The organism is Amycolatopsis thailandensis, from assembly GCF_002234405.1.
GTDB classification, from domain to species: Bacteria; Actinomycetota; Actinomycetes; order Mycobacteriales; family Pseudonocardiaceae; genus Amycolatopsis; species Amycolatopsis thailandensis.
The window spans coordinates 121593-134720 of the sequence record NZ_NMQT01000124.1; the positions used below are offsets into that span (position 1 = coordinate 121593).

Here is a 13128-nt window from a genome sequence, read left to right on the forward strand (position 1 = left end):
GGAGACCCGGAAGCGATGACAGACGGACAGTTCACCAAGGGGCACTTGATCACGTTGCTGATCAGTTCCGCGATCGGAGTGGGATTCGGGGCCGCCTGGTGGTTCTTTGGCGCCTCCTCCGTCTCCGGCGGCTCGACGGCGCTGGTCGTCGTGGGTGTGGCCGCGGTGGTGGCGCTGGTGGCCTGGCTCGTGCTGACAGCCCGCCGAGGTGCCGGGCTGCCCGCGGGCGGCGGCCGGGAGGAAAGCCCGTTCGGCAAGCAGTACGGGATCGCGGTGCTGCTCATGCTGGTCGGGATCTTCGCCGGGGCGCGAGTGCTGTCGGCGGTCTTCGACCTTCCGGAGGCCGTGCCCGCGTGGGTGCTCTTCGTGGTCGGCCTGCACTTCCTGCCGTTCGCGAAGTTGTTCGGCTCGCGGCGTTTTCTGGTGCTGAGCGCCTTGCTGTGCGTCGTCGCCGTGCTGGCCGCCGTGCTCGCGGTCGCGGGCTGGACGGCGGCCTGGCAGCTCGTGCCGGGCTTCGGCGGTGCCGTCGTGCTCTGGGCGACTGTCGTCGCCGGGTTGCTCGGGACGGACCGTCAGGGAGCGACCAGCCCCGCTTCGTAGGCGAAAATCGTCAGCTGGACCCGGTTGGTCGCGTCGAGTTTCGCGAAGATCCGGGTGATATGGGTCTTCACCGTCGCTTCGCTCAGATGCAGTTCCGCGCCGATCTCGGCGTTGGTCCAGCCCTGGGCGACGGCGGTGACGATCTCCCGTTCCCGTTCGGTCAGGGTGCTCAGCCCGGCCCGTGCCCGATGACGCCGCGGGCTCACCCGGGCCGCGACGAAATGCCCGATGAGTTTCCGCGTCGTCCGCGGCGACAACATCGCCTCACCCGCCGCGACGACGCGCACCGCGTCGATGATCTCCTGCGGCGAGCCCTCCTTCAGCAGGAACCCGCTGGCGCCCGCGCCGAGCGCGTCGAAGACGTACTCGTCGAGGTCGTAGGTGGTCAGCACGAGGACCTTCGGCGGATTGGGCAGGGAGGTGACGGCCGCGGTCGCGGCGAGGCCGTTCATCCGCCGCATCCTTATGTCCATCAGCACGATGTCGGGAGCGTGCATGGTCACCTTCGGCACGGCTTCGTCCCCGTCGCCCGCTTCCGCGACGACCCGGATGTCGTCCGTGCTGGACAGGATCATCGACAGGCCGGTTCGCACGAGCGGGTCGTCGTCGACGAGCAGCACTCGCAGTGGGCGCTGGTTCACCCGGACAGGTTAGTGGTGTCCCCACGGTAGCCAAGCCCGGACGGCGAATGTGCGTTCTTCGGTGGGGCCGGTGCTGACGTTTCCGCCGATCAGGGTGACGCGTTCGCCGATTCCGGTCAGCCCGGTTCCCCCGCCTGGCGGCTTCCCCGCGGTGGGTGTCGCGGGCAGCGGATTGACGACTTCGACGGTCAGCCCGTTGCCCGGCCCGCCGCGGACCGAAACCTCGGCCGCCGCACCCGGCGCGTGTTTCAGGATGTTGGTCATCGACTCCTGGACGATCCGGTACGCGGTCGTGCCGAGCAGCACCGGGGCACCGCCCGCGTCGTCGAGCAGGATCGTCACGTTGACCCCCAGCCCGGCCCGGCGGGCGTTGGCGACCAGTTCGGGGATGTCCGCCAACGTCGGTTGCGGCGGTTCGGGATGGGTGCCGTTCTCGCCGTTTTCGCCGAAGCCCTGGCCGTCGCGGAGGACACCGATGACCTGCCGCAGGTCTTCCAAGGACTGGCGCGCGGTCGTCCGGACGGTCTTCGCCGCTTCCGTCGTCGCGGGTCCCTTGCTGACCTCGAGCGCGCCGGCTTGCAAGGACAGCAGGGAAAGCCGGTGCCCGAGGACGTCGTGCATCTCGCGCGCGATCCGGGTGCGTTCCGCCCGGCGGGTCATCTCGGCGCGGAGTTCCTCCTCCTTGGCCTCACGGATCGCGAGCGTGTCCTGCATCCCGCGGACCACCCCGACGGTGAGCGGCACGGCCGTCATCACGACGGCGACCGTCAGCGTCCCCATCAGTTGCACGGCGGAGAACTGCTTGCCGACGATCTGCCCCGCGACGGTCACGTCGGGATGGCGGTTGGCGTCACCGAACAACGCCCACGCCGTGGCGACGTAGACGAGCGCGGAACCGATCCACAAGAGACTGTCGCGCCGGCGCGCGGCCAAGGCGGCGAGGGCGACCAGCGCGGCCAGCGCGTCGGACCGGAAACAAAGCGGTGGCACGAGCGCGATGCCGAGGACGAGTTCCGGCCATTTGTGCCGCCAGCAGAGCATGACGGCCGCCGCGATCCCGGTGAAGAACCCGAGTGTCGACCACCAGGTCGGATCGAACGATTTCGTCGCCGGAAGGTAACCCTGGGCGCTGAAGACGAAAATGCTGCTGATCACGCACGCCGCGACCGCCACCACGGTGAGCACCACCCCGAGCACACGTCTTGCCATGCGCCGAGCGTACGCAAGCGGGCCAGGTCGTCCGCATCAGCGGAACCGATTCTTCGAAGAACGCGAATTACGACTTTCGTCGTAACGGGTTCACGCGCCGAGGACGACGCGGAGGCCTCGCGATCGCTGGTTGTATGCCGCGTCGTTCATCCCTTTGGAAAGGAAAACCCGTGACCCAGCAAACCCCCTACACGCCGGCCCCGCAAGCCCCCGGCGGCCCGATGCCACCCCGTAACGGCATCGGCGTCACGGGCTTCGTCCTCGGCCTGGTGGGGCTGGTCTTCTCCCCGATCCCGTTCATCGGCGTCATCGCCTGGCCGTTGGTGATCCTCGGCCTGATCTTCTCGATCATCGGGCTGATCCGCGTCAAGAACGGAAAAGCCTCGAACAAGGGGCTCTCCATCACCGGTATCGCGTTGTCCGCGCTCGGGCTCGTGGTCTGCGTGGTGTGGATCTTCGTGTTCAACGCGGCCGTCAACGAGGTCAACAACGAGCTCAACCGCACCGCGAAGGTGTCCTACGAGATCACCGGCGACGCCACGAACGTCGAGGTCATCTACGGCGAGGTGCTGAACCCCCTCACCGAAACGGTTCCGGCGCTGCCCTGGAACAAGGAAGTCGAAAACAAGGGCGTCTACAAGGGCGGGACGCTCACGGTCACGACGGGCGAGACCGGCGGATCCGTCACCTGCAAGATCACCGTCGACGGCGCGATGGTCTCCACCAAGACCGCTTCCGGGGAATTCGCCACGGCCGCCTGCACCGGAGTGTGACGGCGGGACGGTGAAAGGCCTCCTTCGCCATTCTCGGGGTGGCGGGGAGGCCTTCGCGACCCGGCGGGCGCGGCCCGCTCCCGCCGAAGCGGGTCAGCAGCAGCCAGTGCCGCAGCAGTCACAGTCACACATGTCATCCACCTCCTTCCCCAGGGGCACGGTCGGGTGGGCACCAGGTGCCGGGAAGCGGATCGGCGCAGTCCTCGCCGGACATCCCGGACAGCAGGGAAGTGAGCTCGGCGCGCAATTCGCCGAGTCGCGCCATTTCCGCGTCGATCTCGGCGAGATGGCGTTCCATCATGGTTTCGGCGGGTTCGCACGGGCACACCCCGGTATCGCGCACGCTCAGCAGGTCGGCGATCTCCGCCAACGTCAGCCCGAGCCGTTGGGTGCCGCGGATGAATCGCAGCCTTTCGATGACATCCTCGTCGTAGCGCCGGTGCGCCCCGCTCGTCCGCGCGGGGACGGGCAGGAGGCCGATGCGCTCGTAGTAGCGCACGGTGTCCGGCCGGACCCCGGCGCGCGAGGTCACCTAGAACATCGTCAACGCCGTCGTCGCCGCTTCGATTCGCATGTCCCGAGCGTAGAACTTGGACCCGGCTCCAGAATCAAGTCCGAATCCGACGGGACTCGCGAGGAGAAGACGACGGGCCGGCGCGTCCGCATCATTCGAGAGGGTGGAAACGGCGAGAGGACGGCACGGTGACTGACTTCCGGTACGTGATCAGGGACCTCACCACGGAGGGTGAACAGGTCGACGCCCTGGTGGCCGACCTGGACGACGCGGGTTGGGATCTGCCCACGCCCGCGGCCGGCTGGTCGATCAAGCACCAGATCGCTCACCTCTCCTTCATCTTCAAGATCGCCGGGTTGTCCGCGGCCGAGCCGCGGAAGTTCGCCGAACTCGCGAAGACGTCGATGGCGCGCGGTTTCGACGCCGCCGTCAACGCGGCCCTCGACGACTACCTCGGCGACCCCAACGAGGTGCTGCTGAGCCGATGGCGCGCCGAACGCGACGCCGGTATCAAGGCGCTCGCGGCGGTCCCGGCGGACCAGGTCGTGCCGTGGCTGGTCAACCCGCTGCCGCCGGCCATCCTCGCCTGCGCCGGGATGATGGAACTGTTCGCCCACGGCCAGGACGTCGCCGACGCGCTGGGCGTGCGGCCGGAGCGGACCGACCGGCTCGCGTACCTCGTCGGGTTCGCCGTCCGCGTGCGGGACTTCGGATACGAGGCACGGGGCCTGACCCCGCCGGAGCAGGAGTTCCGCTTCGAGGTCACCTCGCCCTCCGGTCAGCTGTGGACGTTCGGGCCCGAGGACTCACGGCAGCGGGTCACCGGCAGCGCGGAGGACTTCTGCCTCCTGGTCACGCGGCGCCGTCACCGCGACGACGTCGACGTCCGTGCCGAAGGCGCGCTCGCGGACCACTGGCTGGACATCGCGCAGGCGTACCGCGGTCCCGCGGGAGAGGGTCGCGCGCCGGGGCAGTTCGACAGCTGAGAACCGCGTCGCTTCCGTGACGAATCAGGGCATCCTGGAAGTCGCGATCAACTCCGCCCGGTGCGATCGTCGAGGGCACACGGGGTCTAGGAGGCGATCGTGGCACGGGTGTGGCTGATCAGGCACGGGGAAAGCGAGAGCAACGCGGGCCTTCCCGGCGGCGAGCCGGGGGCGTCGGCACTGACCGGACTGGGCAGACGGCAAGCCCTCGAAGTCGCGGGAGCACTGGCCGAACCACCCCGGTTGATCGTGACGTCGCCGTTCCTGAGGGCGAGGCAGACCGCTGAGCCGACGATCGAGCGGTATCCCGGCGCGGACTGTGAGGAGTGGCCTGTCCAGGAGTTCACCTTTCTCGGCGAACTCCATGGACAGGTCACCACCACCGCGATCCGTAAGCCGTATACGGAGGCCTACTGGGAGCGGGCCGATCCACACCACGCGGTGAACGGCGCGGAATCCTTCGCCGGTCTCTTCACCCGGACCCAGGAATTCCTGACCCGGCTGGGAGAACGGGAGCCCGGGCCGATCGCCGTCTTCACGCACGGGCTCTTCATCCGCGCGGTCATGTGGTCGCTGCTGACCGGGATCACCATCCCGGACAGCGAGGCCATGCGCGGTTTCCGCACGTTCGCCGACACCTACCTCGTGCCGAACGGCAACATCACCGAACTTCGGTACACGCCCGGGAAACGGATTCCGCGAGTGGTGGTCCCGCTCGCCTCCCGGTTCGCCGGCCGTTAGGGCTTCAGAAGCAGCTGGAGCCCGTTCACCCCGGTCATGTGCGGGCTGGGGATGAACGACGGCGGCACGGCCGGATCGGTGCGCAGATCAGGGAACCGGTCCAGCAGGATGTTGAGCGCCGTCTTGCCTTCCAGCCTGGCGAGCGGGGCGCCGATGCAGAAATGGATCCCGCGGCCGAAGGCCAGATGTGGGTTGTGCTTCCTCGCCGGGTCGAACTTGCCCGGATCCGTGAACGTGCGCGGATCCCGGTTCGCCGCCGCGACCCAGGTGAACAGCATGCTGTCCGCCGGGATCTTCTGTCCGCCCAGTTCGACCTCGGTCGTCGTGGCGCGGGCGACGAGTGCGAACGGGCTGAGGAAACGCAGTGATTCCTCGATGGTGGCGGGCAGCAGCGAACGGTCCTCGCGGACGCGCCGGTACTCGTCCGGGTGGGAATCCAGGCAGAGCACCGTGTTCCCGAGCAGCATCGTGGTGGTGATGTGCCCGGCCAGCAGCAGCACGTTCGCGAAATTGACGACTTCGTTCTGCGTGAGTTTCGTGCCGTCGACCTCGGCCTCGACGAGCTTGGTCAGCAGGTCCTCACGCGGGTTCTTCCGTCGATCCTCGACGTGTTCGCCCAGATAGCCGACGAGGTTGTTCAGCTGTTCCTGCGTCTCCTCGGCGGCCTTCCTGTCCTCCTCGGTCTGCTCGGTCAGCGACCGTTGCTGGCTGTTCCGCAGCAACGTGTCGACCCATTCCTTGAACAGGTCGCGGTCGCTCGCCGGGATGCCGAGCAGTTCCGCGATGACGATCACCGGCAGCGGATAAGCCAGGTGTGTCACCAATTCCATCGAGTCCGCGCCGTCGACGGCGTCGAGGAGTTCGTTCGTCAGCGTGGCGATCCGTGGTTCGAGGTCCGCGACGACCTTCGGCGTGAAGGCGTGGCTGACCAGCGTACGCAGCTTCTTGTGGTCCGGCGGATCCATCTGGAGCAAGTTGCCCTCGATGAACTGATCCTTTTTCGGCGACATCTCTTTGGGGATCAGGCGGGCGGTGTCGGAGGAGAACACCTTGGGATCACTCAAGGTTTGCAGTGCTTCGGCGTGACCGTAGACATTCCACGCGCCCGTCGCGGGTTCGAAACCGACCGGGTCGGCCGGGAATTCACCTCGAAGCCAGAACTGGGCTTCGTGGACGCCCCAGTTTTCGGCGATCGTGGTCATGGCTTGCCCCCTTCTTCTCGTGGTGGAGGAGCCCGGATCAGCCGGGCTCCCCGGTACCGTCCTTTCGGTAGATCCAGGCGCCATAGGACGAGATCAGATCCCGGAACGCTTCGATCACTTCGGCCGCTGCGTCGGCCAGATTCGCCGTGGACGGTGGCTCCGGCGGCTCGAAGGCCGTCCGGATGATGTGCGCGAGAGCGTCGGCCTTCTCCTCGGGTGTGAGGCCGGTGCCGTCGCCGGTGAAGCTGTCCATCAGGTAGAACCCCAACGCCGAGGCGCGCAGGGAAAAGAGCAGATTCGGGATGTCGTCGCGCAGCAGACCCCGGTCGGTCATCGTCTTCAGATACCGCTCGGTGACGACGGTGTCCTGATCCTGCAAGGGATGTCGCTTCAACCGGCCCAGCAGTTCGGTGTTGCCGGTGATGAGCGCGCCGAGCAACGGATTGCGCTGGGTGAACAGGAACGCGGCCCGCTGGAACCGATGCGGGACGACCTCCGCCGGATCCTTGTCCAACCGATCGAGAAGATTCGCGGCGGCCCGGAGGGATTCGCGCAGGAGCAACGCGTGGAAAAGGGTTTCCTTGGTGGGCCAGTGCAGGTAGATCGTGCCTTTCCCGATGCCCGCCTGACTCGCGATGTCCTCGATGGTCACCTTGCGATAGCCCAGCCGTGACAGCAGGACGCCGGCCGCGTCGAGGATGCGATCGGCGCGGCCGGCGGTGCGGTCCGGACGTTCTGCCACGTGCGCTCCCAGTCTCTGACTTCATGACCAGATTTGCTCATCTGGTCATCCGGTCAAGTTCGACGGTAGCGCCGGAGGGGCGGGTCCGGCAAGGAAATCGACGGGTTCTTAACGCAGACGGTGGGCGAGCAGGAAGTTCCAGATGACCGGCGTCGCGTTGATGACGGTCGGGGTGGCGGAGTCGTTGTTCGGCGCCGTGCTCGGCCAGACGTGCCCGGCGCCTTCGACCCGGTAGTGCTGGAGCGAGCAACCGAGCCAGCGCTGGACGGTGACGTCGGTCTTCGGCGAGTACTCGATCGGACGAGAGAAGCAGCCGTTCCGGTCCGCCCACGCGGCGAGCCAGTCCGGCAGCGTCGGCAAGCCCTTCGCGGGATTGCCGGTGTAGGGGATCGTCTTGTCGGCCGTTCCGTGGAAGTCGAGAATCGGAGCGGGGCGCGACGGGTGGCACTCGCCGCCTTGCGGATAGAACGCGCCGGCGACCGGGGCGAACGCCGCGATCCGGCCCGGCATCCGGCAGGCGAGAACGCCGACGAAACCGCCGCCGTTCGACTTGCCCGTCGCGTAGATCCGGCGGGAGTCGACGCACAGTTCCCGCTGGAGCGTGTTCAGCAGATCGCTGGTGAAGAGCACGTCGTCGGCGGCCGCCGAATACGGCGCGCCCGTCCACGCGGACTCGCCGTCGGTACCGACAAGTCCTTGCGGGTAGACGGAAATCGCGTCATACGCGGAAAACCCGGATAGTTCCTCCTGATACCCCGACGTCCGCTTGTGGCCGTGGAACGACAACACCAGCGGGTACGGCCGTGCGGGCTGGTAGCGCGCTGGAACGTGCACGGTGTACTCGCGGACCAGGCCGCCGGAGGTCAAAGTCCGCAGCGTCGTCGTCCCGGCGGGAACCGGGGACGGACGGTGACAGCCGGTGGTCCGCACCGGATGGTCGATCGACGACGGCGCGGCCGACGCCATCGGTACGGTGAGCAGGCTCAGTCCGGCAGTGGCGGCTGTCGCCAGGGCGAGACGGCGCAGGAACTTCGTGGGACCAGGCACGCGATCCTCCTTGATCGGGCGGCGGGGCGGTGATCAGGGTCACCCTCGGCTCGAGCCTGGTCAGCATTGTGTTCATTGAGTTTTCGGACCGCTTCTCCTGTCACCCCGCCGGGCGGCCCGTCCGGCCGCCTCGCCGGGGCTCGCCGTCGGTCAGCCGCAAGCCTGTTTCGCCGCGAGCACCCGGGCCAGGGCCTCATCGACCCGGGCGGTCGGGAGATCGCCGGACGCAAGCGCTTGCTCCAGTGTGTTCAGCACCGTGCCGACGTTGCCTCCGGAGGACCACAGCGCCTGATCCGCTCCTGCCTGCAAGGCCTTGAGTACCGCCGTCGGCAGCGGGTACTGCGACGTGATCGCCTTCATCGCCCCGAGATCGTCCGTGATCACCGGGCCGTCGAACGCGTAGTCCTTTCGCAGCAGCCGGTACGCCGGCGCCGACAGGGTCGACGGCGTACCGCCGGTCAGATCGGGCACGTCCAGATGCCCGACCATGACACCGACCTCGCCGTACTCGCCGAGGTCGCGGTACGGCACCAGGTCGACCTTCCGCAGCGATGCCAGCGGCGGCGTCCGCACCAGCCCCTTGTGGGAGTCCCCGGCGGCGTGCCCGTGGCCGGGGAAATGCTTCAGCACCGGCTGCACCCCGGCGTCCCGCAGTCCCTGCGCGAACGCCAGGACGTACTTGCGCGCGACCTCGGGGTCCGCGCTGAACGACCGGTCACCGACGATGTCGCGATCCGGCTGGTCGGTGATGTCGGCGTCGGGCGCGTAGTCCACGGTGACGCCGCGAGCCCGCATCTGCCGACCTCGGTCGGCGGCCTTCGCGCGCACCTGGTCCGGGGTCATGGTCTTGGCCATCTTCCGGGCGCTGGGCATTTCGCCGTCGAGGGCGTCGATCCGCTGGACGCGGCCGCCTTCCTCGTCGATCGCCACCGACACGGGCACCTTCGCGGCCTTCTGTACTTCGTCCAGCGCGCGGTTCTGCAGCAGGGCCGTCTCGTTGCCGCCGAGGAAGATCCCGCCGACCTGCTGATCGCGCACCAGCTTCACCGCCGCTTGCGGATCGCCGGCGTTCACGCCGACCACCACGAGCTGGGCCAGTCGCTGCCGGGGGCTCATCCCGGCGATGACGGCCTCGCAACCCGGATCAGGGGACTGCTCCGCCCTCGGTGACGGCGAGGGCGCGGGTGTGCCGGAGCCGGACGGGCTCGAAGCGGTGCCGAGTCGTGGTGGGGGTGTGGTCCCCGCGGGCTGCGCCGATCCGCCTTCTTCGGTCGTCGTGCCGCATTGCACGCTGGTGAGCAGTATGGTGGCCGCCCCCAGGATGACGGTCAACCATCGCTTCGTCGTCTTCGGTCGCCCGGAGTTCATCGGCTCGTTTCGTTCGTCGTCCATGCCGATGTCGACGGTAACCCCAGTTGCCCTTTAGTACGCGATCGCGTGCTCTTTTGCGCGTGCCCGCACCGGGCCCACCTCCTTCCTCTTTCGTGTTCCCGCTGGTCGGACTTGACAGGCCGACCCGATGCGATCTACATTACCACATGGTTATGGAACCGCAAGGTTATCCACGGCGTCGACGGGTGCCGCTGGAGTAGGACGTGAGAACTCGAACTCGTGAGAACTGAAAGGCGGGCGACCGTGACACAGGATCTGCTCGACGTCACCTTCGCCGCGCTCGCCGACCCCACCCGTCGCGCGATCCTCGCGCGGCTCGCGCACGGCGAGGCCACTGTGACGGAGCTGGCCGAGCCGTTCGCGATGAGCCAGCCCGCCATCTCCAAGCATCTGAAGGTGCTGGAGCGGGCCGGGCTGGTGGCGAGGGGACGTGATGCCCAGCGTCGTCCCTGCCGGCTGGTGGCCGAGCCGCTGAAAGACGCCACCGAATGGCTCGGCGGGTACCGCCGCTACTGGGACGGGGCCTTCTCGAAGCTGGACGCCGTCCTCGAAGGAGAACTGCGACACCCGGAGAGTCAGGGCGAGACCGACTGACCACCGCACGATCGGAAAGGAGCACCACGATGGGACGCAGTCTCAGCGTGACGAAATCCGGCGATCTCGAGATCGTCATGACGAGGTCCTTCGACGCGCCGAGGACGCTGGTGTTCGACGCGTGGACCAAACCGGAGCTGGTACGCCGCTGGTTCGGTCCGCACGGCTGCGAAGTCGTCGAGTGCGAGATCGACCTGCGGGTCGGCGGCAGATGGCGTTACCGGCTGCTTCACAACGGCGGGAGGGAGATGGTGCTACAGGGCGTCTACCAGGAGATCAGCCGTCCGGAAAGGCTCGTTTCCCTCGAGACGAACGAGGACTGCGAGGCCTCGGAAGGCGATGCCTTGGCGACTCTGACCTTGACCGAGCACGGCGGAGTCACCACCTTGACCCAGGTGGTGCGGTACGGCTCGAAAAGGATCCGGGACGCCGTGCTCGAATCCGGGATGGAGCGGGGAGTCGGCGAGGGCTTCGACAGGCTGGCCGAGGTCGTGGCCGTCCCGGCGAGGGCGTGAGCTCGATGAACGCCATCGCGAACCGTTATCGCGTCCGGGCCGACGCCTTCGAGCGCAAGGTCGCCGCCGTCGGAGCCGGGCAATGGGAGAGCAAGTCGCCGTGCGCGGAGTGGAACGCCAGGGATGTCGTCGGGCACATCGTCGACATGCACGGCGCGATGCTGCGCCCTTTCGGACGTGATCTGGGGCCGGCGCCTTCGACCGAGGAAGATCCGCTCGGCGCCTTCCGGGCGGCTCGGGCCGACGTCGAAGCCGTCCTCGCCGATCCGGTGCTCGCGGCCACGGAACACGAGACACCGGCGGGGAAGATGACCGCCGAACAGCACATCGACCAAGTCGTCAGTGCCGACATGGTCGTCCATGGCTGGGACCTGGCCCGTGCCACCGGTCAGGACGACACGATCGATCCGGACGAGGTCGCCCGGATGTGGCCCGGCGCCCAGGCGATCCCCGAGCAGATGAGGATCCCCGGTGCTTTCGGGCCCGGCGTCGTCGTCTTCGGTCCCGAGGTGAAGGTGCCCGAAGACGCGCCCTTGCAGGACAGGCTGCTCGGGCTGCTGGGCCGAAACCCGAACGCCTGATCCGCGTCAGACGTGGATCCCTCGGTGCCGCCGGGCCGGCCGGGAAGGAACCGGTACCTCGGCGGTATCGGTCCCTTTGGCCGCGGCCAGGACACGCTCCAGAACCGACAGAGAGGTGGTGAGCAAAGCGATCTGGTTCTGGATCCGAGCCTTGGCGATCTCCAGTTCGCCGGTCATCCCCGGCGAAGGCACCAAGTGGGTGTGGTCCCCGGAAACACAGGGAAGGAGTTCCGCGATCTTGCCGCTGCACAACCCGGCCGAATAGAAGAGCTGGATCTGCAGAACCCGGGCTATGTCGTCTTCGGTGAAGGTCCGGTAGCCGTTGCCGCGTCGATCGGGACGCAGCAGGCCTTCCGTCTCGTAGTACCGCAACGAACGGACGCTCACCCCTGTCCGCTCCGCCAGTTCGCCGATCCGCATGAGTCCACAGTAGCCGCGGAAACCGAGGTTGACCGTGACGCCGGTGTCAGGGTTTAGCTTCGCGTCCATGAGGTTGCTCGAAGCATTCCGCGGCACCGCGATCCAGCTGCCGAACCGCATCGCGATGGCCCCGATGACCAGGGGACGTGCCGATGACACGACAGGTGTGCCACATCCGATGACGGCCGAGTACTACGCGCAACGCGCGAGCGCCGGTTTGATCGTGAGCGAAGGTGTCTGGATCGACCAGGCCGGCAAGAGCGGCCCCGGGATCCCAGGGCTGGTGACAGCGCAGCATGCAGAGGCATGGCGTCAAGTGACGGAGGCCGTGCACGAGAAAGGCGGCCGCATCTTCGCGCAGCTCTGGCACGCGGGCAGGGTCGCCCATCCCGGCGTGACGGGCCGGACGCCGGTGGCGCCATCGGCGGTCCGGCAGGCCGGGCGGATCTTCTCTGCCGAAGGCTGGACGGACACGGTCGAGCCCCGCGCCCTCGGCGAGGAAGAGGTCGGCGAGGTCGTCCGGGACTTCGCCGGGGCGGCACGCCGGGCTGTCGAGGCGGGATTCGACGGCGTGGAACTCCACGGTGCCAACGGGTACCTGATCCAGCAGTTCCTCGCCGGCAACACCAACCGCAGAGAGGACAGGTACGGCGGCTCCGTCGCCGCGCGGCTCGCCTTCCCGCTCGAGGTGGTGGCGGCCGTGGTCGAACAGGTCGGCGCGGCCAAGGTCGCTCTGCGGATTTCGCCGGGCAATCCGGAGAACGACATCGTGGAAGACGATGGAAAGGAGGTGTACTCACGACTGCTCGCGGAACTACGCCGGTACGAGCTCGCGTACCTGCATGTCATCGACACTCCCGACACCGAAGCGCTGTCCTACCTGCGGCCGTTGTGGCCTGGGACCCTCGTGGCGAACCTGCGTTCCGAGGAGCCGACGTCCCGGGAGGAGGGTGAGCTCCTGATCGGCTCCGGGCTGGCCGACGTGGTCGCCTTCGGCAGGTTGTTCATCGCGAACCCGGACCTGCCCACCCGATTCGCGCTCGATGCCCCGCTCGCCCGAGCGGACCACGACGTCTACTACGGCGCTCGGCTCGACGGCTACACCGACTTCCCGGCGTTCGACCCGGACCCGGCGAAGTTCGCCTGTTCGGCGCGCAGCTGATCTTCGCCG

Annotated in this window: 16 protein-coding genes; 8 read left to right on the top strand and 8 right to left on the bottom strand. The window is 67.9% G+C overall.

Features of this window, described 5'->3' with window-relative positions; translation table 11 throughout:
- Positions 1-15: 15 nt before the first annotated feature.
- Positions 16-600: a DUF7010 family protein gene (locus CFP71_RS33095; protein ID WP_093937867.1), complete on the top strand. Its 585-nt coding sequence runs from the start codon at positions 16-18 to the stop codon at positions 598-600.
- On the opposite strand, the gene CFP71_RS33100 is transcribed toward CFP71_RS33095, so the two are convergent.
- Together CFP71_RS33100 and CFP71_RS33105 are read right to left on the bottom strand one after the other, a co-directional pair.
- Positions 573-1220: a response regulator gene (locus tag CFP71_RS33100; RefSeq protein ID WP_093937868.1), complete on the bottom strand. Its 648-nt coding sequence runs from the start codon at positions 1218-1220 to the stop codon at positions 573-575. The genes CFP71_RS33095 and CFP71_RS33100 overlap by 28 nt on opposite strands.
- A gap of 30 nt (positions 1221-1250) precedes the next feature.
- On the bottom strand, positions 1251-2450 hold the full coding sequence (locus tag CFP71_RS33105; protein ID WP_208636085.1) for a sensor histidine kinase: 1200 nt from the start codon (positions 2448-2450) through the stop codon (positions 1251-1253).
- A gap of 221 nt (positions 2451-2671) precedes the next feature.
- On the opposite strand from CFP71_RS33105, the gene CFP71_RS33110 reads away from it, so the two are divergent.
- Entirely contained in the window at positions 2672-3223 is a 552-nt protein-coding gene (locus tag CFP71_RS33110; RefSeq protein ID WP_093937911.1) for a DUF4190 domain-containing protein, read from the top strand.
- Positions 3224-3356: 133 nt separating this feature from the next.
- On the opposite strand, the gene CFP71_RS33115 is transcribed toward CFP71_RS33110, so the two are convergent.
- Positions 3357-3755 carry a heavy metal-responsive transcriptional regulator gene (locus CFP71_RS33115; protein ID WP_244199940.1) on the bottom strand — a complete coding sequence of 133 codons (399 nt, stop codon included), beginning with the start codon at positions 3753-3755 and terminating at the stop codon, positions 3357-3359.
- A 170-nt stretch (positions 3756-3925) separates the two neighbouring features.
- Between CFP71_RS33115 and CFP71_RS33120 the strand changes: the two genes are divergently transcribed.
- Entirely contained in the window at positions 3926-4723 is a 798-nt protein-coding gene (locus tag CFP71_RS33120; protein WP_093937869.1) for a TIGR03084 family metal-binding protein, read from the top strand.
- Between the two features lie 99 nt (positions 4724-4822).
- Positions 4823-5464, top strand: coding sequence for a histidine phosphatase family protein (locus CFP71_RS33125; protein WP_093937870.1), 642 nt, complete (start codon positions 4823-4825; stop codon positions 5462-5464).
- Here CFP71_RS33125 and CFP71_RS33130 read toward each other — a convergent pair.
- The 4 genes from CFP71_RS33130 to CFP71_RS33145 all read right to left on the bottom strand — a co-directional run bounded on the left by CFP71_RS33130 (position 5461) and on the right by CFP71_RS33145 (position 9847).
- Positions 5461-6666: a cytochrome P450 gene (locus CFP71_RS33130; RefSeq protein ID WP_093937871.1), complete on the bottom strand. Its 1206-nt coding sequence runs from the start codon at positions 6664-6666 to the stop codon at positions 5461-5463. The two genes, CFP71_RS33125 and CFP71_RS33130, sit on opposite strands and share 4 nt — an antisense overlap.
- Positions 6667-6703: 37 nt before the next feature.
- On the bottom strand, positions 6704-7408 hold the full coding sequence (locus tag CFP71_RS33135) for a TetR/AcrR family transcriptional regulator (RefSeq protein ID WP_093937872.1): 705 nt from the start codon (positions 7406-7408) through the stop codon (positions 6704-6706).
- Between the two features lie 108 nt (positions 7409-7516).
- Entirely contained in the window at positions 7517-8455 is a 939-nt protein-coding gene (locus CFP71_RS33140) for a CE1 family esterase (RefSeq protein WP_093937873.1), read from the bottom strand.
- Positions 8456-8605: 150 nt separating this feature from the next.
- The gene (locus tag CFP71_RS33145) at positions 8606-9847 is read right to left on the bottom strand and encodes a glycoside hydrolase family 3 N-terminal domain-containing protein (RefSeq protein ID WP_093937874.1); all 1242 of its coding nucleotides are present in this window, start codon (positions 9845-9847) and stop codon (positions 8606-8608) included.
- A 243-nt stretch (positions 9848-10090) separates the two neighbouring features.
- On the opposite strand from CFP71_RS33145, the gene CFP71_RS33150 reads away from it, so the two are divergent.
- The 3 genes from CFP71_RS33150 to CFP71_RS33160 are packed head-to-tail and all read left to right on the top strand — an operon-like array spanning position 10091 to position 11537.
- Positions 10091-10441: an ArsR/SmtB family transcription factor gene (locus tag CFP71_RS33150; RefSeq protein ID WP_093937875.1), complete on the top strand. Its 351-nt coding sequence runs from the start codon at positions 10091-10093 to the stop codon at positions 10439-10441.
- A 29-nt stretch (positions 10442-10470) separates the two neighbouring features.
- Positions 10471-10956 carry an SRPBCC family protein gene (locus tag CFP71_RS33155; protein WP_093937876.1) on the top strand — a complete coding sequence of 162 codons (486 nt, stop codon included), beginning with the start codon at positions 10471-10473 and terminating at the stop codon, positions 10954-10956.
- A 5-nt stretch (positions 10957-10961) separates the two neighbouring features.
- The gene (locus tag CFP71_RS33160; RefSeq protein ID WP_093937912.1) at positions 10962-11537 is read left to right on the top strand and encodes a TIGR03086 family metal-binding protein; all 576 of its coding nucleotides are present in this window, start codon (positions 10962-10964) and stop codon (positions 11535-11537) included.
- 6 nt (positions 11538-11543) lie between these two features.
- Here the strand turns inward: CFP71_RS33160 and CFP71_RS33165 are convergent, their stop codons facing one another.
- Positions 11544-12026 (bottom strand): MerR family transcriptional regulator, encoded by a 483-nt coding sequence (locus tag CFP71_RS33165; protein ID WP_093937877.1) that lies wholly within the window; start codon positions 12024-12026, stop codon positions 11544-11546.
- Here CFP71_RS33165 and CFP71_RS33170 point away from each other — a divergent pair.
- Complete coding sequence (locus tag CFP71_RS33170; RefSeq protein ID WP_093937878.1) at positions 12025-13119, top strand: alkene reductase; 1095 nt, start codon at positions 12025-12027, stop codon at positions 13117-13119. The genes CFP71_RS33165 and CFP71_RS33170 overlap by 2 nt on opposite strands.
- Positions 13120-13128 lie beyond the last annotated feature (9 nt).